Source organism: Streptomyces sp. GQFP, assembly GCF_021545335.1.
Taxonomy (GTDB): Bacteria; Actinomycetota; Actinomycetes; order Streptomycetales; family Streptomycetaceae; genus Streptomyces.
Window position 1 is genome coordinate 1,316,711 of sequence record NZ_CP089312.1, and the last position, 26,098, is coordinate 1,342,808.

Annotated in this window: 27 protein-coding genes; 19 read left to right on the forward strand and 8 right to left on the reverse strand. The window is 70.4% G+C overall.

All coding sequences use genetic code 11. The features are described from left to right. Positions 1–15: 15 nt before the first annotated feature. Positions 16–1,305 carry a glycosyltransferase gene (locus LUX31_RS05795; protein WP_235473618.1) on the reverse strand — a complete coding sequence of 430 codons (1,290 nt, stop codon included), beginning with the start codon at positions 1,303–1,305 and terminating at the stop codon, positions 16–18. 316 nt (positions 1,306–1,621) lie between these two features. Between LUX31_RS05795 and LUX31_RS05800 the strand changes: the two genes are divergently transcribed. Then, positions 1,622–2,626, forward strand: a complete 1,005-nt coding sequence (locus LUX31_RS05800; protein ID WP_235473620.1) for a substrate-binding domain-containing protein — start codon at positions 1,622–1,624, stop codon at positions 2,624–2,626. Positions 2,627–2,631: 5 nt separating this feature from the next. Here the strand turns inward: LUX31_RS05800 and LUX31_RS05805 are convergent, their stop codons facing one another. Then, entirely contained in the window at positions 2,632–3,633 is a 1,002-nt protein-coding gene (locus tag LUX31_RS05805) for a LacI family DNA-binding transcriptional regulator (protein ID WP_235473621.1), read from the reverse strand. Positions 3,634–3,805: 172 nt separating this feature from the next. On the opposite strand from LUX31_RS05805, the gene LUX31_RS05810 reads away from it, so the two are divergent. The 9 genes from LUX31_RS05810 (at position 3,806) to LUX31_RS05850 (ending at position 10,329) form a co-directional block, all read left to right on the forward strand. Further along, the gene (locus LUX31_RS05810; RefSeq protein ID WP_235473623.1) at positions 3,806–4,822 is read left to right on the forward strand and encodes a Gfo/Idh/MocA family oxidoreductase; all 1,017 of its coding nucleotides are present in this window, start codon (positions 3,806–3,808) and stop codon (positions 4,820–4,822) included. Then, positions 4,819–5,688 (forward strand): sugar phosphate isomerase/epimerase family protein, encoded by an 870-nt coding sequence (locus LUX31_RS05815; RefSeq protein ID WP_235473624.1) that lies wholly within the window; start codon positions 4,819–4,821, stop codon positions 5,686–5,688. The genes LUX31_RS05810 and LUX31_RS05815 overlap by 4 nt, the downstream gene beginning before the upstream one ends. A 178-nt stretch (positions 5,689–5,866) precedes the next feature. Beyond that, positions 5,867–6,286 (forward strand): TOBE domain-containing protein, encoded by a 420-nt coding sequence (locus LUX31_RS05820; RefSeq protein ID WP_235473626.1) that lies wholly within the window; start codon positions 5,867–5,869, stop codon positions 6,284–6,286. 133 nt (positions 6,287–6,419) lie between these two features. Next, complete coding sequence (locus tag LUX31_RS05825; protein ID WP_235473628.1) at positions 6,420–6,809, forward strand: SbtR family transcriptional regulator; 390 nt, start codon at positions 6,420–6,422, stop codon at positions 6,807–6,809. Positions 6,810–6,991: 182 nt separating this feature from the next. After that, positions 6,992–7,825 carry a hypothetical protein gene (locus LUX31_RS05830; protein WP_235473630.1) on the forward strand — a complete coding sequence of 278 codons (834 nt, stop codon included), beginning with the start codon at positions 6,992–6,994 and terminating at the stop codon, positions 7,823–7,825. 10 nt (positions 7,826–7,835) lie between these two features. Beyond that, complete coding sequence (locus tag LUX31_RS05835) at positions 7,836–7,982, forward strand: ATP-binding protein (protein ID WP_443045928.1); 147 nt, start codon at positions 7,836–7,838, stop codon at positions 7,980–7,982. 168 nt (positions 7,983–8,150) lie between these two features. After that, positions 8,151–9,215 (forward strand): aromatic ring-hydroxylating dioxygenase subunit alpha, encoded by a 1,065-nt coding sequence (locus tag LUX31_RS05840; protein ID WP_235473631.1) that lies wholly within the window; start codon positions 8,151–8,153, stop codon positions 9,213–9,215. Continuing rightward, on the forward strand, positions 9,212–9,397 hold the full coding sequence (locus LUX31_RS05845; protein ID WP_235473633.1) for a hypothetical protein: 186 nt from the start codon (positions 9,212–9,214) through the stop codon (positions 9,395–9,397). The genes LUX31_RS05840 and LUX31_RS05845 overlap by 4 nt, the downstream gene beginning before the upstream one ends. Beyond that, positions 9,394–10,329 (forward strand): PDR/VanB family oxidoreductase, encoded by a 936-nt coding sequence (locus LUX31_RS05850; protein WP_235473634.1) that lies wholly within the window; start codon positions 9,394–9,396, stop codon positions 10,327–10,329. The genes LUX31_RS05845 and LUX31_RS05850 overlap by 4 nt, the downstream gene beginning before the upstream one ends. Here the strand turns inward: LUX31_RS05850 and LUX31_RS05855 are convergent. After that, positions 10,280–11,098, reverse strand: coding sequence for an IclR family transcriptional regulator domain-containing protein (locus tag LUX31_RS05855; RefSeq protein WP_235473636.1), 819 nt, complete (start codon positions 11,096–11,098; stop codon positions 10,280–10,282). The genes LUX31_RS05850 and LUX31_RS05855 overlap by 50 nt on opposite strands. Before the next feature lie 223 nt (positions 11,099–11,321). Here LUX31_RS05855 and LUX31_RS05860 point away from each other — a divergent pair, with 223 nt between their 5' ends. Genes LUX31_RS05860 through LUX31_RS05875 form a run of 4 tightly spaced genes read left to right on the forward strand, consistent with a single transcriptional unit; the run spans position 11,322 to position 14,705 of the window. Further along, positions 11,322–12,293 carry an ABC transporter substrate-binding protein gene (locus LUX31_RS05860; protein WP_235473637.1) on the forward strand — a complete coding sequence of 324 codons (972 nt, stop codon included), beginning with the start codon at positions 11,322–11,324 and terminating at the stop codon, positions 12,291–12,293. After that, positions 12,290–13,063: an ABC transporter permease gene (locus LUX31_RS05865; protein ID WP_235473638.1), complete on the forward strand. Its 774-nt coding sequence runs from the start codon at positions 12,290–12,292 to the stop codon at positions 13,061–13,063. The genes LUX31_RS05860 and LUX31_RS05865 overlap by 4 nt, the downstream gene beginning before the upstream one ends. Then, complete coding sequence (locus LUX31_RS05870) at positions 13,060–13,839, forward strand: ABC transporter permease (RefSeq protein ID WP_235473640.1); 780 nt, start codon at positions 13,060–13,062, stop codon at positions 13,837–13,839. The genes LUX31_RS05865 and LUX31_RS05870 overlap by 4 nt, the downstream gene beginning before the upstream one ends. Before the next feature lie 26 nt (positions 13,840–13,865). After that, the gene (locus tag LUX31_RS05875; RefSeq protein ID WP_235473642.1) at positions 13,866–14,705 is read left to right on the forward strand and encodes an ABC transporter ATP-binding protein; all 840 of its coding nucleotides are present in this window, start codon (positions 13,866–13,868) and stop codon (positions 14,703–14,705) included. 88 nt (positions 14,706–14,793) lie between these two features. On the opposite strand, the gene LUX31_RS05880 is transcribed toward LUX31_RS05875, so the two are convergent. Next, positions 14,794–15,465, reverse strand: a complete 672-nt coding sequence (locus LUX31_RS05880; protein WP_235473643.1) for an MmyB family transcriptional regulator — start codon at positions 15,463–15,465, stop codon at positions 14,794–14,796. Positions 15,466–15,700: 235 nt separating this feature from the next. On the opposite strand from LUX31_RS05880, the gene LUX31_RS05885 reads away from it, so the two are divergent. The 3 genes from LUX31_RS05885 to LUX31_RS05895 are packed head-to-tail and all read left to right on the forward strand — an operon-like array spanning position 15,701 to position 18,115. Beyond that, positions 15,701–16,357 carry a helix-turn-helix domain-containing protein gene (locus LUX31_RS05885; RefSeq protein ID WP_235479806.1) on the forward strand — a complete coding sequence of 219 codons (657 nt, stop codon included), beginning with the start codon at positions 15,701–15,703 and terminating at the stop codon, positions 16,355–16,357. A gap of 32 nt (positions 16,358–16,389) precedes the next feature. Continuing rightward, the gene (locus tag LUX31_RS05890) at positions 16,390–16,920 is read left to right on the forward strand and encodes a toxin-antitoxin system, toxin component (RefSeq protein ID WP_235479807.1); all 531 of its coding nucleotides are present in this window, start codon (positions 16,390–16,392) and stop codon (positions 16,918–16,920) included. 13 nt (positions 16,921–16,933) lie between these two features. Next, a complete protein-coding gene (locus LUX31_RS05895) occupies positions 16,934–18,115 on the forward strand; it encodes an MAB_1171c family putative transporter (protein ID WP_235473644.1) in 1,182 nt (393 codons plus the stop codon). Positions 18,116–18,185: 70 nt separating this feature from the next. On the opposite strand, the gene LUX31_RS05900 is transcribed toward LUX31_RS05895, so the two are convergent. Further along, entirely contained in the window at positions 18,186–19,211 is a 1,026-nt protein-coding gene (locus LUX31_RS05900; RefSeq protein WP_443045929.1) for an alpha/beta fold hydrolase, read from the reverse strand. A 204-nt stretch (positions 19,212–19,415) separates the two neighbouring features. Between LUX31_RS05900 and LUX31_RS05905 the strand changes: the two genes are divergently transcribed. After that, complete coding sequence (locus LUX31_RS05905) at positions 19,416–19,643, forward strand: hypothetical protein (RefSeq protein WP_235473647.1); 228 nt, start codon at positions 19,416–19,418, stop codon at positions 19,641–19,643. Here the strand turns inward: LUX31_RS05905 and LUX31_RS05910 are convergent. Continuing rightward, complete coding sequence (locus LUX31_RS05910; RefSeq protein ID WP_235479808.1) at positions 19,618–20,304, reverse strand: 4'-phosphopantetheinyl transferase family protein; 687 nt, start codon at positions 20,302–20,304, stop codon at positions 19,618–19,620. The two genes, LUX31_RS05905 and LUX31_RS05910, sit on opposite strands and share 26 nt — an antisense overlap. Before the next feature lie 64 nt (positions 20,305–20,368). Next, the gene (locus LUX31_RS05915) at positions 20,369–21,277 is read right to left on the reverse strand and encodes a metallophosphoesterase family protein (RefSeq protein WP_235473649.1); all 909 of its coding nucleotides are present in this window, start codon (positions 21,275–21,277) and stop codon (positions 20,369–20,371) included. A gap of 365 nt (positions 21,278–21,642) precedes the next feature. On the opposite strand from LUX31_RS05915, the gene LUX31_RS05920 reads away from it, so the two are divergent. Further along, entirely contained in the window at positions 21,643–22,800 is a 1,158-nt protein-coding gene (locus LUX31_RS05920) for an ATP-grasp domain-containing protein (protein ID WP_235473650.1), read from the forward strand. 239 nt (positions 22,801–23,039) lie between these two features. Here the strand turns inward: LUX31_RS05920 and LUX31_RS05925 are convergent, their stop codons facing one another. Continuing rightward, a complete protein-coding gene (locus tag LUX31_RS05925) occupies positions 23,040–26,093 on the reverse strand; it encodes an alpha-mannosidase (protein WP_235473652.1) in 3,054 nt (1,017 codons plus the stop codon). Positions 26,094–26,098: the final 5 nt, after the last annotated feature.

The window sequence follows — 26,098 nt, forward strand, 5'->3', positions numbered from 1 at the left end:
AGGGGGTCGCTCTCGTCAGGACGTACGGCGGTGGGGGCTGCGGAAGACGGCCGAGCGCAGGACGGCGAACCGCACGACGGTGACGACGACGGACGCCGCGGCCAGTACGGCGGTCTCGGCGGCCGTCGACGCGCCGGGAACGGCGTGCGTGAACCACAGGACGGCGGCCGAGGTGGCCAGGTAGCCGAGCACGAACAGGCCTCCGGCGCCGAGATGGGCGCGGGTCGGCGGGGCTGCCGTGTGCCGGAAGGTGAGCCGGCGGTTCGCCTCGGTGTTGAGGACGGTGAGCGCCAGCAGCGACACGAGGTTGGCCGCCGCGGGTGACCACCAGGAGCGCAACAGCCAGTAGAGCAGGGCCTGTCCGAGGGTGGAGACGATCCCGATCGCGACGAAGCAACCGACCTCCCAGGACAGCGCGCCGCGTCGGCCGGTGGGCGCCAGGACCGCGTCGGGGTGCTCGGCGGCCGGTTCGGGGCGGCGGGGCAGCTCGACGCGTCCGGCGCCGGACGCCTTCAGCCGGGCCATGGTCCACAGGCCGCGCAGATCGTCGGTCGCGGTGGAGACGACGTCCACGCGGGTGTCGACGTCCTCGACCCAGTCGACGGGCACCTCGTGGACGCGCAGTCCGTTGTGCTCGGCCAGCAGCAGGAGTTCGGTGTCGAAGAACCACGCGTCGTCGCGGGTCACTTCGAGCAGGGGCCGCAGTACGTCCGTACGGGCCGCCTTGAATCCGCACTGGGCGTCGGTGAAGCGCACGCCGTGGGTGAGCCGGACGATGCCGTTGTAGCAGCGGGAGATGAACTCGCGCCGGGGTCCGCGCACGGTACGCGCGCCGGCGGCGAGGCGGCTGCCGATCGCCAGGTCGGAGTGGCCGCTGGCCAGCGGGGCGACGAGCGGGAGCAGTCCGTCCAGGCCGGTCGACAGGTCGACGTCCATGTACGCCACGATGTCGGCGTCGCTGCCGGCCCACACGGTGCGCAGCGCCAGACCGCGGCCCTTGCGGTCCAGGTGTACGACGCTCACGCCGGGCAGTTCGTCCGCGAGACCGTGGGCGGTGGTGAGCGTCGCGTCCGTGCTTGCGTTGTCGGCGACGGTGATCCGCCAGGGGAAGGGGAACCCGTCGTCGAGGCGTGCGTGCAGGGTGCGCAGACAGCCGGGCAGGGCGCGCTCCTCGTTGTACACGGGGATGACGATCTCCACCGTGGCGGTGCCGGGGGCCGGTCCGAGTGAGCGGGAGGCGGGCTGGAACGGGGCCGGGCGGCTCCTGGCGAGGGCGCGTGTGGGGGCGTGGGGTGTGGGTGTCATGGCTTCCTCAGGCATGAGGGGACGGCAGGGGCCCTGATCGGGGTGGCTGCGCGGCCACTCTTCCGGCTTCGCCTGTGGGCGTCGGGGGAGGAAGCGGGGAATTGACGGGGAGTCAGATCGACGCGGGCGCCGGGCGCACCGGGAACAGCTCCGGACCTTTTGTTGGGACGTCCTGACATACCCGTTGACATCACCGTTGGGCGGCTCCATAGTACGTGCCACTAGAGCGCGCTACTAATGCGCTCCAGAGGCACCGGCGGGCGGCCCCGCCGATGGCCGTCTCCCATCATGACCAGCACAGCGAGGTGCACGGGACATGCGCAGAATCCAACGAGCCACCGGCCTGACCGCCACCGCTCTGGCCGGCGTCCTGTTCGCCGCCGGCTGCTCCAGCGGCTCCGGCGGCAAGAAGTCCGAGGAGGGCGCGGACGCCGCCTCGGCCGGGAAGGCGACCACGCCCCGGATGACGGTCGCGATGGTCACCCACGCCGCGCCCGGCGACACCTTCTGGGACCTGATCCGCAAGGGCGCCGAGGCCGCCGCGGCCAAGGACAACATCAAGCTCGTCTACTCCAGCGACCCCAGCGCCGGGAACCAGGCCAACCTGGTGCAGAACGCGATCGACCAGAAGGTCGACGGCATCGCGCTCACCGCGGCCAAGCCGGACGCCATGAAGGACGCGGTGGCCAAGGCCGTGGCGGCCGGCATCCCGGTCGTCGGCTTCAACTCCGGCCTGGACAACTGGAAGGAGCTCGGCATGCTCGAGTACTTCGGCCAGGACGAGAACATCGCCGGACAGGCCTTCGGCGAGCGGCTGAACCAGCTGGGCGCCAAGCACGCCCTGTGTGTCGTCCAGGAGCAGGGCCAGGTCGCCCTGGAGGCCCGCTGCGCCGGCCTGAAGAAGGGTTTCAGCGGCAAGACGGACAACCTCTACGTCAACGGTACGGACATGCCGTCCGTGAAGTCGACGATCACCGCGAAGCTCCGGCAGGACCCCTCGATCGACGAGGTGGTCACTCTCGGCGCCCCCATCGCACTGACCGCCGTCCAGTCGTTGTCCGACGCCGGGAGCAAGGCCAAGCTCGCGACCTTCGACCTCAACAAGGACCTGGTGAAGGCGGTCCAGGACGGGACCGTGCAGTTCGCCGTCGACCAGCAGCCCTACCTCCAGGGCTACTTGGCCGTCGACGCCCTGTGGCTCTACAAGACGAACGGCAACTTCAGCGGCGGCGGGACGGCGCCGGTCCTCACCGGGCCCGCCTTCATCACCAAGGAGAACGCGGACTCCGTCGCGGAGTTCGCGGCGAAGGGCACGCGCTGACCGGCTCAGGCCACCCCTTCCGGGGGTGGCCCGCTCGTGCCTCGTACCACCAACTTCGGTTCCAGGACGGCCTCTTGCGGTTCCAGCCCCGGCTTCTCCAGCCGCCGGACGGCGAAGTCCACCGCGTGCTCCGCCATCAGCACCGCGTCCTGGCGGACGGTGGTCAGGCCGATCGGCATGAGGTGGGAGAGGTGGCTGTCGTCGTACCCGACGACGGACAGATCGCGCGGGACCTCGACGCCACCCCGGGTCAGGGCCATCAACAGGCCCATCGCACTGCGGTCGTTGCCCGCGAGGACCGCGGTGGGCAGCGGCTGCCCCTGGTCGCGTTCCGCCAGGAGCAGTTGCCCGGTCTCGATGCCCGACCGCTCCGTGTGATCGCCGGGAATCACCCGGACCTCGGGCTCCAGTCCGTGCCTGCGCATCGCAGCCCGGTAGGCGCGCCGGCGGTCGGCCGACCCCGGGCCGCGTCCGCCGTCGATGTGCGTGATCCGGCGGTGCCCGAGTTCGACGAGGTGGTCCATGGCCTGCCGTATGCCCTTGCCCTCGGCACTGTGCACGGAGTCCACGGGGGCGCCGGGGACGCGGCGGCCGACCGAGACGACGACCGTGCGGGCGCCGAGCGCGTCGAGGTAGGCGGCATCGGCGGCGGAGCCAAGGACGATCAGCGCTTCGCAACGGTGACTGAGCAGGGCCTCGACGGCCTTGGCCTCGCTGCGGCCCTGGGCGGCGGCGGAGAGCAGCACGTCGTAGCCGAGGTGTTCGGCCGCCGGGTAGATGCCCTCGATGAGGTCCGTGTGGAAGGCCTGGTGGACGGTGAACATCACGCCGAGGGTGCGGCTGCGGCCCCGGGCGAGGAGCCGGGCCGCGTTGTCGGGGCGGTAGCCGATCTCGTCCGCGATCCGGAGCACCCGTTCCCGGGTCTCCTCACTGGCTCCCGGCTGGTTGCGGAAGACGATCGAGACGAGCGCCCGGGAGACGCCCGCCTTCTCGGCGACGTCCACCATCGTGGGCCGCTGCCTGCCCGACGCATCCACCTGTGAACCAACCCTCCGAAGCCATTGACATGACGTTTGAACAGGGGTCATCGTACTCGCAGCAGCGAACTAGCGCGCGCTAGTAGAGCGCGGCAGAGCGATACGGGAACCCTGCGTGTCCCCGCGGAAAGGAACACCACTCATGACTGTGCGTGTAGGCGTCATCGGCGCCGGCTGGATAGGCAAGGAGCACATCCGGCGCCTCACCGACACCGTCACCGGCGCGCGCGTCACCGCGGTCACCGACATCGACGCGGCCCGCGCCGAGGAGGCGGCGGCGCCGGCCGGGGCCCAGGTGCTGCCCGACGGGGCGGCCCTGATCGCGGCGGACGACGTGGACGCGGTGCTCGTGACGTCCTGGGGCCCGACCCACGCCGAGCACGTACTGAACGCGGTGGCCGCCGGGAAGCCGGTGTTCTGCGAGAAGCCCCTCGCCACCACCGTCGAGGACTGTCTGCGCATCGTCGAGGCCGAGACGGCACTCGGCCGCCGCCTGGTCCAGGTCGGCTTCATGCGCCGCTACGACGCCGGCTACCGGAAGATGAAGCAGGTCATCGACTCGGGCCGGATCGGCGAGCCGCTGATCGTGCACTGCGCCCACCGCAACCCGACGGTCCCCGAGTCGTACACGTCGGCGATGGCCGCCCTGGACACGGCCGTGCACGAGGTCGACGTACTGCGCTGGCTGCTCGACGACGAGATCGTCTCCGCCCAGGTGGTCGTCCCGCGCGCCACCGGCAAGCGGTTCGACCATCTCAGGGATCCTCAGATCATGCTCTTCGAGACCGCCAAGGGCGTCCGGATCGATCTGGAGGTCTTCGTCAACTGCCAGTACGGCTACGACATCCAGTGCGAGGCGGTCGGCGAGGAGGGCGTCGTCAGGCTGCCCGACCCCGCCTCCGTCGGGCTGCGCAGCGCGGGCCGGCACAGCACGGAGATCCTCACGGACTGGGTGGACCGTTTCACGGACGCCTTCGACACCGAGTTCCGCGAGTGGATCGCCGGCGTCTCGGCGGCTGCCGAGCCCACCGGCCCGTCCGCCTGGGACGGCTACGCCGCGACCGTCATCACCAGCGCGACCGTCGAGGCCCTGGAGTCGGGCAGCGTCGTCGCCACCGACCTCAAGCCCCGCCCCGCGCTCTACGGAGGTGCCGCGTGAAGATCGCCCTCGACCCCTACATGTTCCGTGCGCTGCCGATCGACGCCATGGTGCGCACGGTGGCCGAACTCGGCTACGAGTACATCGAGTTGTCGCCGCGCGACGACTTCATGCCGTTCTTCCTGCATCCGCGCGCGGACGACGAGCGGATCGCGGAACTCAAGAACTCCCTGCGCGCACACGGCGTGCAGCTGTCGTCCGTGCTGCCGCTGTACAAGTGGTCCTCACCCGACGAGGGCGAGCGGCAGGCCGCCGTCCGCTACTGGAAGCGGATGATCGAGATCACCGCCGACCTCGAATGCCCGCTGATGAACTCGGAGTTCAACGGCCGCCCCGAGCGCGCCGCCGAGAGCGAGGCCGCGTTCTGGCGCTCGCTGGAGGAGCTGCTGCCGCTGTTCGAGCGCGAGGGCATCGCGCTGAACCTGGAGGCCCACCCGGACGACTTCTGCGAGGAGAACACTCCGGCGGTCGACCTGGTCCGGGCCGTCAACAAGCCCTGGGTGAACTACCTCTACTGCGCCCCGCACTCCTTCCATCTCTCCGGCGCCTCGGAGGTCGGTGCGGACATCGCGGCGATGATGCGGTACGCGGGCGACAAGCTCCAGCACGTCCACATCGCGGACTCCTTCAACCACAAGGCTTCGTCGGGCCTGCGCTACATCCTCAACCCGCCCGGCACCACGGCCCGTATCCATCAGCACCTGGACATCGGCCAGGGCGAGGTCGACTGGAACGTCTTCTTCTCCACCCTGCGCGAACTGGACTTCGACGGCGTCGCCACCGCCTGCGTCTTCGCCTGGGAGGAACGCGCCAAGGAATCCTCCGCGTTCATGCTCGACCGCATTCGCAAGGAACTGGGGGCGTGAACGGCCGCCCCATCGGCGGGAGTCGACGATGGGGCGGCAACCCGTCGGCCCTTCGGGGCGACACGGACCCACGCGCACCCGGCCTGACCTGACCCCGCGCCCGCCCCGGCTAGCGTGAGCCTCACAAAAACACCGAAGGACGACATTCCGCACCCCTTCCCCTGTGAGGCGTTCCGTCATGAGTCTGAGCATCCGCAACCAGATCCCCGGTACCGTCACCGCGGTCACCGCCGGAGAGGTCATGGCCACCGTCAAGGTCCGGCTCGACGGCGGTCAGGACCTCACCGCCGCGATCACCCGGGAGTCCGTCACGGAACTCGGCCTTGTCGAGGGCACCGTCGTGCGCGCCCTGGTCAAGTCCACGGAGGTCTCGCTGGCCACCGCCGCCGTCGAGGGCGTCTCCATCCGCAACCAGCTCCCCGGCACGGTCGCCGGCATCACCACGGGTGCCGCCATGGCCTCCGTCAAGGTCGCCGTCACGGGCGGTGAACTGACGGCCGCGATCACCACGGAGGCAGTGGACGATCTGGGCCTGGCCGCTGGTTCACCGGTCGTCGCCCTGATCAAGTCGACGGAGGTCTCCCTTGCGACCGGATGACCAGGTGAGCGGGTGAGCGGGTGAGCGGGTGACCGGGTGGGCAGATGGACGGGCGTGGGCCCACCGGCTGCTCCCGACCGCCGTGGTGGCGCACAGTAACCGGAGACTGTAGTCCGGTTGCTAGGCCGGACGTATGGCTGCGGCGGAGGGCGTGAAGGCGGCCGATCGCGGCCTGAGCGACCTGTTCACCCTCCGGCTGCCCGACTCGGAGGTCGCGACGATCCTCTGCGACCGGCAGTCCGCCGCCCTGACCAAGCTCGTGCGGCAGGCCCAGGAAGCCGGAGCCCTGCGGGACGACTTCGTGCCGGAGGACGTTCTCCTGTTCCTGCTGGCCAATGCGGGGGTCGTGAAGGTGACCCGGTGCGCCGCCCCGCACGCTTGGCGACGCCTGGTCGCGTTCCTGCTGACGGCGTGCAGGGCGGACCACACGGACCCGCTGCCTGCCGCGCCCACACCACTGCAGGCGGAGCGGGCTCTGATCGGCCACGCGGAGACGAAGGGCCTGGGGTCGCACCGACCGTGACGGCCGTTCCGGGGACCCCAGGTGCCCATTCGATGTCTCGCGCATCACACCCGTCCCACTCACCGCAGGGGGAATAAGCGGAGAGTTCAGTCCAGTTACCTGATCCAAGAGCATCCAGGAACAGGGTGTCGACGCGTCCACCGAGGTGTCGTGTCCTCGGCCGATCAGGAGGCTGTCGGACGATGAGCTGCATCACGGCGTGTGCCCCGCGCCGTCGCGCACACCGCGAGGAACGCCGGGGACGCCTCGCGCCGTCCAAGGTGATCACGGGCAGGGGCCTGCGGCGCGGGGCGGCGGGTGTGGCGGGAACGGGTCTCGTGTACGGCGGCCTCCTCGCCGTGACGGCGGACGGCAACGCCCTCTTCGGCTTCGGCTGGGCGGGGTCCGCCGCCGAGAACGCCCGTCCGTTCGGGACCGCCGTGACAGCCGGCTGGGCGACGGTAAGCGAGGCCACGACGGTGACCCTAGGCCACGTCGAGACCTTCGCCGCCTGGCCCTTGATGGCGCTGACCCTGTTCTGGCTGGCGTCCCGGAACCAGCCGGTCTATCTGCGCGGCGCCCTCGCGCTGTTCGTGTCCAACGCGGCCGGTCTGGCCGTCTTCGCCTCCGTCCAGGGCTTCCCGGCGGACGAGGCGGCCCTCGTCGGCGGCTACTTGGCGTTGCCGGGCGTGCTGGCGGGCGGGTATGTGCTGATGGCGCTGGCGGTCGTCGCCCTCACAGCGAGGTGCCGGGTACGGGCCGCGGCGACGGCCGTCGCGCTGTTCGCGGTCACGGCGGCGGTACTGACCCCGGACCACCACGCGCTCGGCACGCTGTCGGCCGCGGTAGCGCCGCTGCTGGCGTGGTACGGCATCGCGGCTCTCGAGTCCCGCCGGGCAGCCGGGCGCCGAAGCGTCGATGCGGTCCCGCCCGTCACCGTGCCGGAGGCGGGCGTGGTCGCCCTCCGGCCGCGCGCCGAGGCCGCCCCGGAGGAACGGACCGGCTCCGATCCCGTACCGCTGCCGAGGGCGGGCTGACGGCGGTCACTTGACCGGACTCGGCCTCGCCATCGTCCGCGACGTCGCCGAGGTCCACGGCGGCACGGTGACCGCGGGCCCCCGCCCGGGCGGCGGGGCCCGGATCGGCTTCACCGTGGCGGGTTCGCGCCTGCTGCCCGGGGCCGAAGCCGACTGACCTGCCCGTGGACGGGCCGGGTCCGGCCGACCGACGAAGGCTGGTCCGTCGGGTGGCCCTCTGAACAGGCCTTTTCCATCGAGCCTTCCGCGAGGCGGAAGCAGTATTGCGCCCCCCTGACGCCCTTCCGGACGATGTCGCCATCACCCAACGACGGGAGCCGCAACGATGCCGCACACCACCGCCTTCGCCAGGAACCAGTGGTACGTCGCCGCCTACAGCCACGAGGTGGGGCGGGAGCTGCTCGGACGGACGATTCTCGGGGAGCCGCTCGTCTTCTATCGCACCGAGGGCGAGGGGACGCCGATAGCCCTGCACGACCGCTGTGTGCACCGCCGGTACCCGCTCTCCGAGAGCGGACTCGACGGCGACCGGATCGTGTGCGGTTACCACGGCTTCACCTACGACACCACTGGTACGTGCGTGTACGTGCCGGGGCAGAAACGGGTGCCGCGCACCGCCCGCGTCGCCTCCTACCCGGTCGTCGAGCAGGACTCGCTGATCTGGGTCTGGATCGGCGACCCGGCACTGGCCGACCCGCAGACCATCCCGCGCGCCCGGCACCTCGACTCCCCCGGCTGGACGACCATCCAGGGCATGGAGCCGATCGACGCCGACTACGGGCTCCTGGTCGACAACCTGCTCGACCTCTCCCACGAGACCTATCTGCACGGCGGCTACATCGGCACCCCCGAGGTCGCCGAGACGCCGATCACCACCGAGGTCGACGAGGGCGCCGGGATCGTCCGGGTCAGCCGGCACATGGCGGACGCCGAATGCCCGCCGTTCTACGCCAAGTCGACCGGGATCGAGGGGCGGATCACCCGCTGGCAGGACATCGAGTACCACGCGCCGTGCCTGTATCTGCTGCACAGCCGGATCGCGCCGGTCGGCGTGGTGCCCGAGGCGGACGGCAGCGACCCGAACGGCTTCCACACCGAGATCACGTACGCGATCACTCCGTCGTCCGACGGCAAGGTGTACGACTTCTGGATGGTCTCGCGGGACTGGGCCACGGACGACGACGAGGTCACCGAGTTCCTGCGGAGCAACAACCACACGGTCGTCATGCAGGACGTCGTGGCGCTCAACCTCCTTCAGGAGACGCTGGGTTCGGAGCGCACCGGCTACCAGGAGCTGAGCATCAACATCGACACCGGTGGTCTCGCCGCCCGCCGTATCCTCGCCCGGCTGGTCGAGGAGGGCGACAAGCCCGTGGAGAAGGTCCTGTGAGCAGCCCCACGGGCGAGGTCTACCGCATCGACTGGCTGCCGGGCACGGACATCCTGCACGGCACCTGTCACTGCGGCCGTGAACACAGCTCGCAGGACCCCATCGAGATGTGGGAGTGGATGCTCTCCCACCCCCAGGGACATCAGCCGCAGGCCGACCAGCCGCAAGGAAGCAGCTCATGAGCGTGTACGAAGCCGAACTCGTCGTTGATCGGCGCGAGTTGGCCGCCGATGGCGTGCTCGCGCTCAGTCTGCGGCATCCGCTGGGTGAAGAACTCCCGCCGTGGGAGCCCGGCGCCCATGTCGACGTCGTGCTCGGGCCCGAGCTGGAGCGCCAGTACTCGCTGTGCGGGGATCCGGCCGACCGGTCGGCGTGGCGGATCGCGGTGCTGCGCGAGCCGGACGGGCGCGGTGGATCGGCGTACGTGCACGGGCAGTTGGGGCTCGGCGACAAGGTCCGGGTACGCGGCCCCCGCAACCACTTCGCCCTCAAGCCGGCGCCCCGCTACCGCTTTGTCGCGGGCGGTATCGGCATCACCCCGATCCTGCCGATGCTCGCCGCCGCCGAGGCCGCGGGCGCCGAGTGGACCCTGCTGTACGGCGGGCGCACCCGCAACTCCATGGCGTTCACGGAGGAGTTGGAGCGGTACGGGGACAAGGTCACGTTCGCTCCGCAGGACGAGACGGGGCTCCTCGACCTCGACTCGGAGGTCGGGCGGCTGGCGGAGGGCACCCTCGTCTACTGCTGCGGTCCCGGGGCCCTTCTCGACGCGGTGGAGTCCGTCTGTCCGGGCGGTGCGCTGCACGTCGAGCGGTTCACGCCCAAGGCGCAACAGGGCGGTGACGACAGCGAGTTCGAGGTCGTGCTGCAGCGCAGCGGCCGTACGCTGACCGTGCCCGTCGACGTGTCCGTGCTTGACACCGTGCGCGAGGCCGGGGTCGAGGTGCTCTACTCCTGCACCGAGGGCACCTGCGGCACCTGTGAGACGGACGTCCTCGAAGGCACCCCGGACCACCGGGACTCGGTGCTCTCGGACGAGGAGCGGGAGGCGGGCGAGACGATGCTCATCTGTGTGTCCCGGTGCCGTGGTCCGCGGCTCGTCCTCGACCTGTAGCCATCGCCAGGTCGGCCTCGATCCGGGCGACGGTCGCCAGGAGATGGGGCAGCAGGTCCCGGCGTACCGACTCCACGGAGTTGCGGCCGGCGTGGACGGGAATGTTCACGCCGGCCACCACCTCGCCGTCCCGGTCCCGCACCGGGGCGGCGACCGAGCGCAGCCCCTCCTCCAGTTCCTGGTCGACGACGGCGTACCCCTGTCGCCTCACGCGCTGAAGTTCCGCCCGCAGTACGGCCGTTGAGGTGATCGTCCGGTCGGTCAGCGGGCGCAGGTCGGCGCCGGCGAGGCGGGCGTCCAGCTCATCCTCGGGCAGATACGCGAGGATCACCCTTCCCACTGACGTGACGTGGGCCGGGAAGCGGGTGCCGACGGTGATGGCGGCGGTCATGATGCGGCGGATGGGGACGCGGGCCACGTACACGATGTCGTCGCCGTCCAGGACGCACAGCGAGGACGACTCCCCCACCTGCGCGACGAGTTGCTCCAGATGCGGTTCCGCGATCTGCGGCAGGGTGAAGGCGGCGAGGTACGCGTAGCCGAGTTCCAGCACGCGTGGCGTGAGCCGGAAGAGCCGGCCGTCGCTGTGGACGTAGCCGAGGTCGGCGAGGGTGAGCAGGAAGCGGCGGGCGGCGGCACGGGTCAGTTCGCAGGCGCGGGCGACCTCGCTGAGCGTCAGCGCCGGGTGTTCGGCGTCGAAGGCGCGGATGACGGCCAGGCCGCGTTCGAAGGAGCGGACGAAGTGCGGGGCGCGGGCGGCAGCGGTCATCGTAGCCTCCAGGGGACGTACGAGTGTGCGCTGTGCGCACGCTATGAGTGCGTGCCGTGTACGTCAACAACCGGGTACGGCACGGGCATTGACCCTGGCTCGTACGGGGCTCTACGTTCCCGCTGAGACGTTCTCCCTGAGCACGCCCGTGCTGTCTGCGCACAATCCGCCACCATCTGGCACAACCTGTCGGAGCACCAGGATCGGTCCCACAGGAGGAGTCATGCGTCGTCTGTTCACCGGCCTCACGGCCGCCACGCTCCTGATCACCGCGACGGCCTGTGGTTCGTCGGACGGTTCCGGCTCGTCGGGCGGCACCACGTCGTCCAGCGGTATCACCACGGTCAAGGTCGGCATCATCCCCATCGTCGATGTGGCGCCCCTCTATCTCGGCCAGCAGAAGGGCTTCTTCAGCGAGCGCGGGCTCAAGCTGTCCCTCACCCTCGCGCAGGGCGGCGCGGCGATCGTGCCGGGTGTCGTCAGCGGCCAGTTCCAGTTCGGCTTCAGCAACGTGACGTCGTTGATGATCGCCCAGTCCAACAACGTGCCGGTCAAGGCCGTCGTCAACGGGATCGCCTCGACCGGTGTGAAGGGCAAGGACTTCGGCGCGATCACCGTGAAGAAGGACAGCCCGATCAAGTCGGCGAAGGAACTGGAGGGCAAGAAGGTCGCCGTCAACACCCTCAAGAACATCAACGAGACCTCGGTGCGCGAGGCGGTGCGCAAGGCGGGCGGTGACCCGGACAAGGTGACCTTCGTCGAGCTGGCCTTCGACCAGATGCCCGCCGCCCTCGACAGCGGGCAGATCGACGCCGCCCAGGTCGTCGAACCGGCCCTCGCGACCGTCAAGAGCCAGGGCGGTGTGGAGATCGGCTGGCCGCTGGTGGACATCGCGCCGAACTGCACCGTCGCGATGTACTTCACCTCCACCCAATACGCCCAGCAGAACCCGGAGTTGGTGAAGAAGTTCCAGGAGGCCACCGCCGAGTCCCTCGCCTACGCCGACGCCCACCCGGACGAGGCCCGCCAGATCATCACGACGTACACCAAGATCCCCGCGGACGTACTGGCGAAGGTGACCCTGCCGAAGTGGCCCGCCGAGGCCAACCGTGCCTCGATCGAGGCGCTGATGAAGCTCGGCGAGGAGGACGGGCTCTTCAAGAAGACCCCCGACCTGGACAAGTTGCTGCCGTGAGAGGGACGAACGCCGTTCTCGGCACGACCGGGCTCGCGGTCTTCCTCGCCCTGGGCGAGGCGGTGCCGCGGCTCGGTCTCGTCAAGGAGGCGTACTTCCCGCCCGTCGCCCGGATCGCCGGCGCCCTCCGCGACGAGCTGTCCGACGACACCTTCTGGGCGGCGCTCGGCGACACGCTCACCGGCTGGGCGCTGGGCCTCGCCATCGCGGTGAGCGCGGGCATCGCCGTCGGGGTGCTCGTGTCGGTCGTGCCGTATCTGCGCGAGGCCACGGCGTCGACGATCGAGTTCCTGCGCCCGATCCCGTCGGTCGCGCTGATCCCGCTCGCCGTCCTCCTCTACGGCAGCGAACTGCGCTCGGTCCTCCTCCTCGTCGTGTACGCCTCCTTCTGGCAGGTGCTGGTCCAAGTCCTGTACGGCATCCAGGACTTGGACCCGGTCGCGGACGAGACGGCCCGCTCGTACGGTCTGGGCGGCTGGGCGCGCATCCGGTACGTGCTGTGGCCGACCGCGCTGCCGTACGTCATGACCGGCGTACGGCTGGCCGCGGCCGTCGCGCTGATCCTCACGGTGACCGCCGAACTGGTCATCGGGGCACCGGGGTTGGGCGCGCGTATCGCCATCGCGCAGAACTCGCAGGCGGTGCCCGAGATGTACGCGCTCATCGTGGTGACCGGGCTGCTCGGCCTTGTCATCAACGTGGGCGCCCGTACGGTGGAACGGCGGGCGCTGGCCTGGCACCAGTCGGTGCGCGGGGAGGTGGCGGTGTGACCCGGCTCCTGCTCCGGCTGGTCTTCGTCGTCGCCCTGCCCGTCGTCCTGCTCGGGCTCTGGTGGCTCGCCTCCGACGACAGCACCAACCCTTTCTGGCCACCCCTGCGGACGATCCTCACGGCCTTCCCCGACGTCTGGACCCCCGAACGGCTCCGCGCGGACGTGCTGCCCAGCGTCCTGCGGCTGGCCGCCGGGTACACGGTGGCGGCCGTCGTCGGAGTGGCCCTCGGCACGGTCATCGGCTCCTACCGGCGGGTGCGGGCCCTGTGCGAGCCGGTACTGGAGTTCCTGCGGGCAATCCCGGCGCCCGTCCTGATCCCCGTCATCATGCTGTTCGCGGGCATCGACGACACCATGAAGATCACCGTGATCGCGAGCGGCTGCGTCTGGCCGATCCTCCTCAACACCGTCGAGGGGGTGCGCGCGGTCGACCCGGTGATGGCCGAAACGGCACGTTCGTACGGGATCACGGGAGCCGCCCGACTGCGGAACGTGGTGCTGCGCTCGGCGAGCCCGCAGATCTTCGCGGGGCTGCGCCAGGCGCTGTCCATCGCCATCATCCTGATGGTCATCAGCGAGATGTTCGCCGCCAGCAACGGCCTCGGTTTCACCATCGTGCAGTTCCAACGCGGCTTCGCCATACCGGACATGTGGACCGGGATCCTCGTCCTGGGCCTGCTCGGCTTCGTCCTCTCCGTCGTCTTCCAGCTGGTCGAGCGGCGGGTGCTCGGCTGGTACCACGGTCTGCGCGCCTCGGCCCGGCGGTCGCAGTGAGCCTCTCGAACGTGAAAGGGCGGTCCATGGGCGCGCTTCTCGATGTATCCGGGCTGAACAAGGTCTACGAGGGGTCCGGGCGCCGGGTCGAGGCGGTGCGGGACCTCACCTTCGGCATCGAGGCGGGTGAACTCGTGTGCCTGGTCGGCCCGTCGGGCTGCGGCAAGACGACCCTGCTGAAGTGCGTGGGCGGGCTCATGACACCGACGGCGGGCCAAGTGACGCTCGCGGGACGGCCGGTGAGCGGTCCGCCGCCCGGGATGGCGTTCGTCTTCCAGGAGTACGGTCGCAGCCTGTTCCCCTGGATGCGCGTCGGCGACAACGTCGAACTCCCGTTGAAGCAGAAGGGTTTGTCCAAGTCCCGGCGCCGTGAACTGGTCGCGGACGCGCTGCGTTCGGTCGGGCTCGCGGACGCCGCCGGGGCGTATCCGTGGCAGCTGTCCGGCGGGATGCAGCAGCGGGTCGCGATCGCCCGCGCGCTCGCTTACGAGCCCGAAGTCCTGCTGATGGACGAGCCGTTCGCGGCGGTCGACGCCCAGACCCGCGCCGACCTCGAAGACCTCGTACGGGGCCTGTGGCGGCAGCGCGGGATCACGATCCTGTTCGTCACCCACGACATCGACGAGGCCGTGTACCTGGGTCAGCGGGTGCTCGTCCTGTCCGCGTCCCCGACCGTCGTCAGGGAGCAGCTGACGATCGATCTCCCGGACGAACGCGACCAGTTGCACACCCGGGTCGCCCCGCGCTTCGCCGAACTGCGCACCCATGTGTACGAGCAGATCCAGGCGGCCAAACGCGGGAACCCGGCACCCGGCCCGACGGACAGGGTCGAGGACGTCGCGGACAGGGCGGTGGACAAGAACTGATCCGGGAATGGTGCTGGGGCTGACAGGGCGGTGGCCCCGGTGCCGTCGGCGACCTGAACGCCGACGGTTCCGGGGCCGGGTCCCCGTGTCACGCCTCCGGGGCCGGCACCACACTCAGGTGGCTCGCCGAGCGCCGCGGGCGGCGTGGTCCTCGCGGGGCGTCCGTCGGGCGCCGCGTCTCGCGGAGCACCAGCGTCAGCCTCGTATAGCCCATGTCCTGAAGGGACTTGGAGGTCTCTCCCACGACCCGGCACTCGGTGGCGCCCCAGCGCGGGTCGGGGTGCAGCAGGGGGCGTACGGCGCCGTCGCGCTGGACGGCCTCCGCGCCGACCGCCCGGATCCAGTGCGGCAGGCCCTGCCGGTAGGCGGCCTCCATGATCGGGTCCTGGGCGATGTCCCGGCGGATGGACTGCAGGCCGCGGTCCTGGCTGTGCCGTTCCACGGCGGCGGCGAAGTGCGCGAGCATCGGCAGGCACCAGCTCGACTCGTGCTCGCCGAGGACCGTGCCCGCGTCCGGGTGGAAGAGGACGAAACGGAGGAAGTTGTCGCCGGGCATGGCCGTGGGATGCGGGCCGACGGCGCGGAAAAGTGTCTCGAACGCGGTGTTGGAGAGGACCACGTCCCACCGGTGGTCGAGGACGACGGACGGAAAGGGCACGGCCTCAACGAGCGTGGCGTAGTCCCGCAGATACGCCTGGGCCTCGGGACTCTCGGGGACCGGCCGCGGCGCCGGCCGCTGCCCTCCTGCCTGAAATGCCATCGGGAGGTCACCCCTCTTGCCTATGCGGCCTTCACGCGGCGCCCTGATCCTGCTGCCCCGGCACGAGCCGTGTCAACTATCGTGGCATTTCATGCCTGTTGACGGCTGAATCTGGCCACAGATGTGGCGAGAGCTGGATGTGAGTTCGAACAACCCGCTACTCTCTCCGGGCAGTTCGCGGCAACAGCGATGCCGGACGAAGACGAAGACGGACCAAGACGTGGGAGACCTGTCGGTGACGGATGGCTACGAGGTTCCGGGCGCCACGGCGACGGTTCTGCTGTCCGCCGTAGTGGCCCGTGTCACCGCGCTCGCGGACCGGCTCGGCGTACCGCACACCGAGGTCTTCAGGACGGCGCAGCTCTCCACCGCGTCCGGTGTCCCCGAGAGCGTCGTCAAGGCCCTGCTGAGCGGCCAGAGCGCCGGCGAACCCGATCTCCAGGCCCGTTTCCTGCAACGCCTTGGCCTGCTGCGCCGCACGCGGCTCAAGCCGAACGGCCGTAAGTACACCCAGCAGGAGATCGCCGACGGCGCCGGTATGTCGCGCCAGCAGGCGGGCGCCCTCATCAACGGCGACCGGCGCCCCACGATGGAGCACTGCGACGCCATCCAGCGCTTCTTCAGGGTGCACGCCGGATTCCTCACCGCGGAGGACCCCGAGGCGCTCGCGGGCGCCCTCCAGCGCACCGAGCAGGAGCTTCTCCAGCAGCTCGCCGACCGTGAGCGCGAGGCGGCGGCGGCCGCCTTCGACCCGCTGGAGCGGCTGCTGCAGGACCACGGAGTCCGCGGAATCGCCTGGCGGGCCGCGCAGCTGCCCTCCGACCAGCATCGCGACAAGGTCGCCGAGTGGCTGGACATGCTTCTGGAGAGCGTCAAGCGGCCGGAGTCGTGATCCGAGGGATGACTGTGAACATCGGCAAGGAAATGCGCCGCCTGTGCGGCGAGTTGGTCACCGAGCTGAAGCTCCCGGCACCGGCGGAACCCGCCGACCTCTATACCGCGCTGTGCGACGCGATGAGCAGGCGCCGCGGCCGTCCCGTCCTGTTCCGCGCGGCGCCCTTCCCGCCCGGCACGGCCAGCGGGCTGTGGCTCGACATGGCCGACCAGGATCTCATCGTGGTCGAGGAACGCACCGCGCCCGACCACCAGTTGGTGATCCTGGGCCACGAGCTGTGGCACATGCAGTCCGGGCACTGCGGCCATCATGTCGACGGCGCCGCGGTCGCCGCCCGCCTGCTCAGCGACACCGCGGACCTCCAGGCCACGGTCCGCAAGGTGGCCGCCCGCACCCGGTTCGACCTCGCGGACGAGCAGGAGGCCGAGAGCTTCGGCCTGCTGCTGGCCAGCAAGTGCCGTACGTGGCTGGCCGGTTCGGCGCTGCGCAAGCCCGTTCAGCGGGACCAGCTCGCGGGCCGGATCGAGGCCTCCCTCGGCTATCGCGGGCCGCAGAGCTGAGGCAGGGCCCGGCGTGAACGACTCCAGCTACTACGTGCCGTCCGCCGCGATGGTGATCGTCCTCCTCCTCAAGGGCCGAACGGTACTGCGCGCCTGGCGGGACCCGCTGCTGCGGTCGGTGTACGCGCTGCTCCTGCTGTCCGTGCTGGTGTTCTTCTTCGCGGCCCCGCCGACGATCTCCTGGGTCAACCGCGTCACCGCCGTCCCGAACATCTCGGCGCCCCTCGTGTACTGCCTGCTGAGCGCCTTCAGCGCCTCCTGCCTGGTGCTGATCATCAACTGGCGCGGCGGCCCGCCCGAGTCCACCCGCCGCGCCTCGCGCCGTTGGATCGCCGGATACGCGGTGGTGATCGTGGCGACGGCGGCTCTGTTCGCCCTGGGCGACGCCCCCGAGCAACGCCTGCGCGATTTCGACACGCACTACGCGAACACGCCGTACACCCGCGAGATGATCGTGTTGTACCTAGTGGCACTGACCGTCGCGAACATAGCGATGAACATGATGTGCTGGCCGTGGGCGCTCCAGGTGCACGGCTGGCTGCGGGTCGGCCTGCTCGTCATCGTGGCCGGCTTCTTCTGCAACATCGCCTTCGCCGCCGCCAAGATGACGGCAGTGATTGCCCGCTGGAACGGCGAGAACCTCGACTATCTGAGCACGTACGTGGCCCCCGCGATGGCCGCCGCCGCGGAGGTCGTCACCGCGGCCGGCTTCTGCATCCCGCTGGCCTTCCAGCGCGTGGGCGACGTATGGAGCACCTGGTCGACCTACCGCCGCCTGAGCCCCCTGTGGCGGGAACTGGCCCCCCTCTCGGACCACGGCGACCGCGGGGTCCGCATCGCCTGGTGGTCCCCGGCCGAACTCCAGGTCACCCAACGCGAGTCCGACATCCACGACGGCATGCTCAGCCTGTACCCGTACTTCGACCCAACGGTCCGAAGCAGGGCTTACGAGGCCGCGGTCGCCGCCGGCTCGTCCCCCGAGGGCGCGAGGGCAGAGGCGGACGCGGCGATGGTGACGGCGGCGATACGGGCCAGGTCAGCGGACCCGGAGGGCAGGGTGATCAACGCGGCGGCGACAGAGAACGGCCCGTCAGCACCGTCCGAGGGCCCCCGAGACTTGCTGGCCATGTCACACGCGTTGCGCAAATCACCGGTGGTAGCGGCGGTACGAGAAGCAACGGTGGCTTGGCAGTAGGGGGCGCGGACGGCCTTTTAGGGGCGCGGGGAACTGCGCGACCAGCCCCCACCGGCCCGCACCTAGCAAACTACGTCGCACTACGCTCACTCACCTCCCGCAACTCCTCCTCCCCCACCCCCTCCCTCACAGGCCGCCCATCCACCAACAACTCCCGCCAATGCTCCCGACTCCAGTCAGCCGGCGCACTCCCCCCAGTGAACTCCTCCACCAGCTCCACAAACCGCACCGGATCACTGTGGAACGGAAAATGCCCCGCCCCCTCAAAAATCTCCAGCCGACTACCGGGCATGGCCTCATGCGCCCCATACGCATGCCGCACCGGCACCACACTGTCCCGGTCCCCCCACAGCAACATCGTCGGCATGCCCTCAGTCAGATAGCACCGGTCGAGCATGGTCACGACCTGCCCCCGCCAGTCGACCACCGCCCGCAGCGTACGGATGAAGGCGTTGCGCGAGGTCTCGTCGGGCAGCGCGTCCACCAGCGTGAGCAACTCGGGCGCGTCCTGCCCCAGATCGGTGTCCAGCAGCTTCATCAGCCGTACGGCAAGCCCCACTTGCAAGCGCATCCCCGGCAACCGCAGTGCGGACAACGCGAGATGGGCACCGGGCAGAGACACGGCCCGCAGAACCGGGTTCACCTCACGCCCCACACCCCCCGCACTCACGAGAATGAGCCGCTCGGTGCGCTCGGGGAACTGATAGGCGAACTGCATCGCCACCCCGCCCCCGAGCGAGTGTCCGACGAGCGTCGCGGACTCGATGCCGAGGGTGGTGAGCAGATCGCGCACGCCGTTGGCGTAGGCGGCCACCGAGTAGTCGGCGCGCGGTTTGTCGGACGCGCCGTGGCCGAGCAGGTCGGGGGCGATCACGGTGTGGCTGCGGGCGAGGTCGGGGATCAGCTCGGCCCAGGTCGCCGAGGAGTCGCCGATGCCGTGGATCAGGACGAGCGCGGGGCCCGAGCCCGCCATGCGGAAGGCCCGACGGTACCCGTGCACGACGCGGTACCGCAGTTCCAGTTCGCCGTCGCCCACCGAACGCAGCCGTACGGCGCGTGCCGGTCCGTGACGCGAGACGTCCGTCACACCGCCCACCTCCCCGTGTTCCTGTGCGCTGACGCGCCGACCCCTTGCTGAAAAGCCTTTCCCTTCAGCGTAGAACCCCATTCTCACGAGGCGTTTCGAGGAGGTTTCGCCTCCGCTAAGCGAGCGAACCGACGCGTACGGGAACCGGATTGTCAGTGGCGCGCGGCAAGCTGGGAGGTGCAGGAATGACGCCGACACGGGGAGAGCCGACCGATGCCGACCGCCGTACTGACCGACCGTGAGCGCACCGCCGTACAGGCCTACTTGAGGCTGCTGCACACCGTGCGCGCGGCCTTCGACATGCCGCCGGGAAGCCGCCGACCACCCGTCGTGCCGCCCGCCGTTCTCGCCGAGGCGGAGGCGGCGCTGGCGGCGGCGGGCCTCTCGGGCAACGAGGAGAGGTTCTTCGAGCTGCTCAGGCAGGCTGGTGCGGCACGCTGACCGCCGTACCCAGCAGCCCGCGCCGCACGGTCCAGCGGCCGTCGAAGTACCCGAGTTCGTGGCCATCGACGACCGGTCCGGGCACCAGCAGTCGGGCCCGGAAGGTGCCGTACGGGTGCGCGCCGGGGGCGGCCGTGAACGCGATGTCGGCCTCGCTGAAGTCCAGCCACTTGCCGGTGAGGGGGAACCACGCCTTGTAGACCGACTCCTTGGCGCTGAACAGCAGCCGGTCCCAGTGCACGGGGATTCCGTGCGCGCCGGGGCCGCCCTCCGCGAGCTCCCGCAGGTGTTCCCGTTCCGTGGACAGGGCCACGGAGTCGAGGACGCCCTCGGGCAGCGGCTGGTGGGGTTCGGCGTCGATGCCGATCGAGGCCAGGTCGGTGGCGCGGACCAGTGCGGCGGCACAGTAGCCCTCGCAGTGGGTCATGCTGCCGACCAGCCCGGCCGGCCACTGCGGGGCGCCCCGCTCGCCGGGCAGCACGGGCTGCGGCGGCACGCCGAGCTTCTCCATGGCACGGCGGGCACACGCGCGGACGAGGGTGAACTCGCGGACGCGCTTGGGCACCGCCCGGGTCACGAGCGCCTGCTCCTCGGGATACAGCGTCGCGCCACCGAGGCCACCGCCCGCAAGGCCACCGTCTCCAAGGCCACCGGTGCCCAGCCCACCGGTGGCCGGCCCACCGCTCCCGGGTCCACCGGCCCCGTCCCCACCGCCGACGGTCTCGTCACCGTGCGTTTCCACGGCCACCACCGTGGCCGGAAGCAGCTCCTCGATCACCGGATCCGACCTCCATCGGCAGTATGCGGCGCAGCCTTCCCGGGTCTCCGGGGCGCTTCTGCCACTCGCGGGGGTAGCCCACCGACACTTCTTCGAAGCGGACGCCCTCGTGCCAGGTGGTCCGAGGGATGTGCAGATGACCGTAGACCATGGTCGCGACGCGGAAGCGGCGGTGCCAGTCGGCGGTCAGCGTGGTGCCGCACCACATGGCGAACTCGGGGTGCCACAGCACGTCCGTCGGATGCCGGTCCAGCGGATAGTGGTTGACGAGCACCGTCGGCAGGTCCTCGGGCAGCTCCGCGAGCCGCCGCTCGGTCTCCGCGACCCGGGCCCGGCACCAGGCCTCGCGGGTCGGATAGGGGTCGGGGTGCAGAAGGTACTCGTCGGTGCAGACGATGCCGGTGCTCTCCGCGTACGCGAGGCCCTCCGCCTTGGTCGCGCAGCCCTGCGGCAGGAAGGAGTAGTCGTAGAGGAGGAAGAGCGGCGCGACGGCCACGGGGCCGCCGGGGCCCTCCCACACTGGGTACGGGTCCTCGGGCGACACCACACCCAGTTCGCGGCAGAGGGCGACCAGGTGTTCGTAGCGGGCGACGCCGCGCAGGGTGACCGCGTCCTTGGGGTGGGTCCACAGCTCGTGGTTGCCGGGTGCCCAGATGACCTTCCGGAACCGGCCGGCGAGGGTTTCGAGGACCCAGCGGATATCGGCCACGCTCTCCGACACGTCGCCGGCGACAAGGAGCCAGTCGTCGTCCGAGTGGGGGTGCATCCGTTCGACCAGGGCGCGGTTCTCCGGGTAGCCGATGTGCAGATCGCTGATCGCCAGCAGCTGTCCGGCACCGCCGGCCGTCGTCTCCACCCCAGCCCCTTCCGCATCCGAACTCCGCCTCCGCGAGCGCGCGTTCGGACCCACAAGAACACATCCCCGGCGGCCGGACAAGTAGGGCTCCCCGCGCTCGGGAAGCCCCCTCCACGAAGATCCACGGGCGGCGGTGAAGATCACTACAGGGGCCACTGCTGGTGCACAAGGCAACACACGGTGTACTGCTGTCAATTCCGTAACACGCACGTAGCAGTATCAAGGTCCGCGGAGCCTTATGATCGCCTCAACACTTCCGCCACAAACCCGGTTCGCACCCGGCGGCTTGTCGTGTTCCCAACTCTCCCCTGGCCGGGCTCGGCCTTGCTCCGCCGTGCCCGTGATCCTTGAAAGGTGGCCCCTGCATGGTCTCTCGCGTACGCGTCTGGCTCAACCGCACGTACGCGGAGAACGTGTTCTTCATTGAACAGCTGCGGAGAAATCCCAGCGACCGCGCGGTCGAGATCCATGCCACCCACGGGGACGCCGACTCCCCCGTCCTGGCCGCCGCCGACACCGCCGCGATGGAGCCCGAGGGCCTGTCCCCCGCCGCGTACGTCGAATACGCGCTCGACCAGTGCGACCGCCGCGAGATCGACGTGTTCGTGCCGCGACTGCACCAGGACGCGATCGTCGAGCACCGCGCGGACTTCGAGGCCGTCGGCACCAAGCTGCTCGCGCCGACGCCCGAGGCGGTGGCCGTCTTCCAGGACAAGGCGACCGCGTACCAGGCCGTCGAGGCGGTCGGGGTGCCGGTACCGCCGTGGTGGCGGGTGCGCAACGCGGACGAACTCCTTGTCGCCGTCGAGCAGTTGGAGGCCGACGGCCACAAGGCGTGCTTCAAGCCGGCGGCAGGCGCGGGCGGTGTGGGTTTCCGGGTGATCACCCGTGCCCCCTTCTCGATGGCGCACCTGAACGGGTTCCCCAGCCCCTACGTCCAGTTGGACATGGTCCTCGACGTGCTGCGTAACTCCGAGGACGGCGTCGACTGGCTGGTGATGCCCCGTCTGGAGCAGCCCGAGGTGTCCGTCGACTGCCTCACGGGCCCCGACTCGCGCATCCGGATGGCGATCGGCCGCACCAAGAACGGCAGGCGGCGCGGCTTCACCCTCGACGAGGCCTGGCTGGAGCCCGCGCGCCTCATCGCCGAGGGCTTCGGACTGCACCACCTGAGCAACATCCAGTTCCGGATGTACGGGGACCGGCCGGTCCTCATGGACGTCAACACCCGCCCGGCCGGCGGACTGCACCAGCTCCAGCTGTGCGGCATCAACGCCCCTTGGGCCGCAGTGCAGTTGGCGCTCGGCGAGGACCCGGGCGACCTGGTGCCGCCGTTCCTCGGCCAGGACTACGCCGTGGTCTCCGCGCCGCGTCCGGTGCGCGCGGCATCGGTACCGGCCCACGCGGACGAGGTCCCGGCGCCCACACTGTCCGCCGTACCGGCACCGGTGACCGTCGAGGAGCCGGTCGCCGAGGCGACGGCCGAGGCATCGGCGGGAGCGCCGGCGGCAGCCACCGCGTAACCCCCTTCCCTGAGAGCCCTCAGGGAAAGGAGCCCGTACGAGGCCCCCGCATCGGGAAGAACCGTCCGCGCGATCGCGCGACCCGTTGCGGGGGCTTTCGGCATGTCCGGGGACGGTCAGGGCGGATGCGGCAATGACTCGGGCAGGCCGCATAAACACGGCCCGCCCACACCCGCGCCCCTAAGGGGCGCGGGGAACTGCGCGACCAGCCCCCACCGGGCCGGCAGCCAAAGAACCGCCTATCCGGCGGAGCCGACAGCCAACCGCAACGTCTGCACCTCGAACGGCCGCAACGTCACCGCCACCGAGTCACCCTCCACTGCAGCCTCCGACAACGGCCGCTCCAGCAGGTCGGTGATCTGAGCCCCCGCCAACGGGAACCCGATGCACAGCACACCCTCCGCCCGACCACCCCGCGACTCATAGAGCCGCACGACGACATCACCGGACGCGTCGTCGGCGAGCTTCACCGCCTCGATGGTCACACCGTCGCCGTCCGCCCACACCACCGGCTCCGGCGCCCCCGCCGCGTCCGCGACACGCAGCGGCAGGTTCAGCGAGTAGCCCTCGGCGACCGCGTCCTCGATGCTCGCGCCGGGCAGCAGCGAGTACGTGAAGCGGTGCTTGCCCTGGTCGGCCCCGGGGTCCGGGATCCGCGGGGCGCGCACCAGCGACAGGCGGACCGTGGTCGTCGTCCCGCCGTCCTCGCGGACCGTGCGGGAGACGTCGTGGCCGTACGTCGAGTCGTTGAGGACCGCGACGCCGTAGCCGGGCTCGGCGAGGTGCACCCAGCGGTGGCCGGAGACCTCGAACCGGGCCGACTCCCAGCTGGTGTTGGTGTGCGTGGGCCGCTGGACGTGGCCGAACTGGATCTCCGCCGACGAGTGCGCCGCCCGGATGTCCACCGGGAAGGCCGCCTTGAGGATCTTCTCTGCCTCGTGCCAGTCGATCTCCGTCTCGAAGTCGATCCGGGGACTGCCGGCCCGGATGGTGATCGTCTGGACGATCTTCGAGTCCTTGCCGAAGGCGCGCTCCACGCGGATGGCGCCGAGGAGCGGGTCCTCGTCGACGACCGTGACGGCGGACGCGTCGAGCAGGTCCGTGTAGCGGTTCTTGTAGTGCTTGTCGATGTCCCAGGCGTCCCAGTAGTTCGGGAGGTCCGTGTGCAGGCGGAGCAAGTTGCCCTTGTCTGCGAGGACTTCGCGGTTCGCCCGCAGGTCGCGGACCGAGGACAGGGTGCCGTCCTCCGCGACCTCCACGCGTACGAGGCCGTTGTCGAGGATCCGGCCGCCCGTGACCGTCACCGGCTGCAGGGGCTCCGCGACGGCCAGCGGGGCGCTGCCGCTCGCCGGGACCTCCACGTACATGGGGACACCCGTCGAGGTGCGGACCACCTCGGCCCGGTCGTACGGGCTGGTGTTGAACGCACGGGACTCGCCGCCGCCGAGCGCGGCCACCGCCTCGGCGGTGAGCGCCTCCAACTCCTCGGCCACGCGGGCGTATTCGGCCTCCGCCTCGCGGTGCACCCAGGCGATGGACGAGCCCGGCAAGATGTCGTGGAACTGGTGGAGCAGGACCGTCTTCCAGAGGCGGTCCAGGTGCTCGTACGGATAGGCGTAGCCCGGCGCGTGCAGCGCGGCCGTCGTCGCCCACAACTCGGCCTCGCGCAGCTTGTGTTCGCTGCGCCGGTTGCCCTGCTTGGTGCGGGCCTGGGAGGTGTACGTGGCCCTGTGCAGCTCCAGGTACAGCTCGCCGACCCACACCGGAGCGTCGGGGTACTCCTCGCGGGCCTTGGCGAAGAAGTCGTCGGGGTGCTCGATCTCGACCGTCGCCGAGCCCTCCAAGTCGGCGAGCCTGCGCGCCCGTTCCATGATCTCGCGGGTGGGGCCGCCGCCGCCGTCGCCCCAGCCGAAGGGGGCCAGCGAGCGGTTCGCGACGCCCTTCTCCTGGTAGTTGCGCGTCGCGCGGGCCATCTCCTCGCCGCTGAAACGGGCGTTGTAGGTGTCGACCGGCGGGAAGTGCGTGAAGATGCGGGTGCCGTCGATGCCCTCCCACCAGAAGGTGTGGTGGGGGAACTTGTTGGTCTGGTTCCAGGAGATCTTCTGGGTGAGGAACCAGTCGTTGCCGGCGAGCTTGGCGAGCTGCGGGTAGGCAGCGGTGTAGCCGAAGGAGTCCGGCAGCCACACGCCCTTGGTCTCGACGCCGAAGTGCTCGATGAAGAATCGCTTGCCGTGGATCAGCTGGCGGGCCATGGCCTCGCCGCCGGGCAGGTTGCCGTCGGCCTCGACCCACATGCCGCCGACCGGCGCCCACTGGCCCTTCTTCACGGACTCCTGGATGCGCGCCCACACCTTGGGGTAGTTGTCGCGCACCCACTCGTACTGCTGGGCCTGCGAGCAGGCGAAGATGAAGTCCTCGTACTCGTCGGCCAGCGAGGTGACGTTGGAGAAGGTGCGGGACGTCTTGCGCTTGGTCTCGCGGATCGGCCACAGCCACGCCGAGTCGATGTGCGCGTGCCCGACACCGGAGATCTTGTGGGCGCTGGCGTTGGCGGGCTTGGCCAGCGTGGGCGCCAGGGCCGCTCGTACCGCCGCCGCCGAACCGGCCACGTCGTCCAGGTCGAGCAGGTCGAGCGCGCGGTCCAGGGCGTGGGTGATCTCGTGGCGGCGCGGGTCGTGCTCGCCCAGCTCCAGCATCAGCTCGCGCAGGACCTGGATGTCGAGGTCGAGGTGGAAGACCACCTCGTCCAGGATCGCGAGGTCGGCGCGCTGGAAGGTGTAGATCGGCTTGTCACCGGCGGTGAGGATGTCACCCATGGGGGTGATCTTGGAGAAGTTGTCGGCGAGGATGTCCGGGTTGGAGGCCGCCTCGACCAGGTAGTCGATCTCCTCGCCGCCGACGGCCGGGTTGGCGATCGGCACGTACTGGTTGAGCGGGTTGACCGCCTTCAGCGGGGTGCCGTCGGTGCGGTGGACCAGGGCCTCGGCCTGGTTGCCCGGCCAGTCGCCGATGAAGCCGAGGTCGATGACCGCCTCGACGCGCCGCCCGGCCCACTCGGCGGGCACCTGTCCGCGCATCCGGAACCAGGTCGTGCCCCAGGGCGGGCCCCAGGGGGTGTCCATGGCGAAGGGCGTGTACGGCGCGGCCGCCGCCTCCTCGAAGGAGACCGGCTCGCCCGGCGCCTGCCAGGCCTCGACCGTGAAGGGCACCGTGGCCGCGTAGATCGCCGCCTTGATCCGCTGGTCGTGGAGGCGCTGGACGCGCTCCTCGATCCGCTGGCGTTCGTCGTGCATGAGAG

Bases quoted from the DNA above. Each gene is read 5' to 3' on its own strand.
- LUX31_RS05795 (WP_235473618.1), bottom strand. From the start codon at position 1,305: ATGACACCCACACCCCACGCCCCCACACGCGCCCTCGCCAGGAGCCGC.
- LUX31_RS05800 (WP_235473620.1), top strand. From the start codon at position 1,622: ATGCGCAGAATCCAACGAGCCACCGGCCTGACCGCCACCGCTCTGGCC.
- LUX31_RS05805 (WP_235473621.1), bottom strand. From the start codon at position 3,633: ATGGTGGACGTCGCCGAGAAGGCGGGCGTCTCCCGGGCGCTCGTCTCG.
- LUX31_RS05810 (WP_235473623.1), top strand. From the start codon at position 3,806: ATGACTGTGCGTGTAGGCGTCATCGGCGCCGGCTGGATAGGCAAGGAG.
- LUX31_RS05820 (WP_235473626.1), top strand. From the start codon at position 5,867: ATGAGTCTGAGCATCCGCAACCAGATCCCCGGTACCGTCACCGCGGTC.
- LUX31_RS05825 (WP_235473628.1), top strand. From the start codon at position 6,420: ATGGCTGCGGCGGAGGGCGTGAAGGCGGCCGATCGCGGCCTGAGCGAC.
- LUX31_RS05830 (WP_235473630.1), top strand. From the start codon at position 6,992: ATGAGCTGCATCACGGCGTGTGCCCCGCGCCGTCGCGCACACCGCGAG.
- LUX31_RS05840 (WP_235473631.1), top strand. From the start codon at position 8,151: ATGCCGCACACCACCGCCTTCGCCAGGAACCAGTGGTACGTCGCCGCC.
- LUX31_RS05850 (WP_235473634.1), top strand. From the start codon at position 9,394: ATGAGCGTGTACGAAGCCGAACTCGTCGTTGATCGGCGCGAGTTGGCC.
- LUX31_RS05855 (WP_235473636.1), bottom strand. From the start codon at position 11,098: ATGACCGCTGCCGCCCGCGCCCCGCACTTCGTCCGCTCCTTCGAACGC.
- LUX31_RS05860 (WP_235473637.1), top strand. From the start codon at position 11,322: ATGCGTCGTCTGTTCACCGGCCTCACGGCCGCCACGCTCCTGATCACC.
- LUX31_RS05875 (WP_235473642.1), top strand. From the start codon at position 13,866: ATGGGCGCGCTTCTCGATGTATCCGGGCTGAACAAGGTCTACGAGGGG.
- LUX31_RS05880 (WP_235473643.1), bottom strand. From the start codon at position 15,465: ATGGCATTTCAGGCAGGAGGGCAGCGGCCGGCGCCGCGGCCGGTCCCC.
- LUX31_RS05890 (WP_235479807.1), top strand. From the start codon at position 16,390: ATGCGCCGCCTGTGCGGCGAGTTGGTCACCGAGCTGAAGCTCCCGGCA.
- LUX31_RS05905 (WP_235473647.1), top strand. From the start codon at position 19,416: ATGCCGACCGCCGTACTGACCGACCGTGAGCGCACCGCCGTACAGGCC.
- LUX31_RS05920 (WP_235473650.1), top strand. From the start codon at position 21,643: ATGGTCTCTCGCGTACGCGTCTGGCTCAACCGCACGTACGCGGAGAAC.
- LUX31_RS05925 (WP_235473652.1), bottom strand. From the start codon at position 26,093: ATGCACGACGAACGCCAGCGGATCGAGGAGCGCGTCCAGCGCCTCCAC.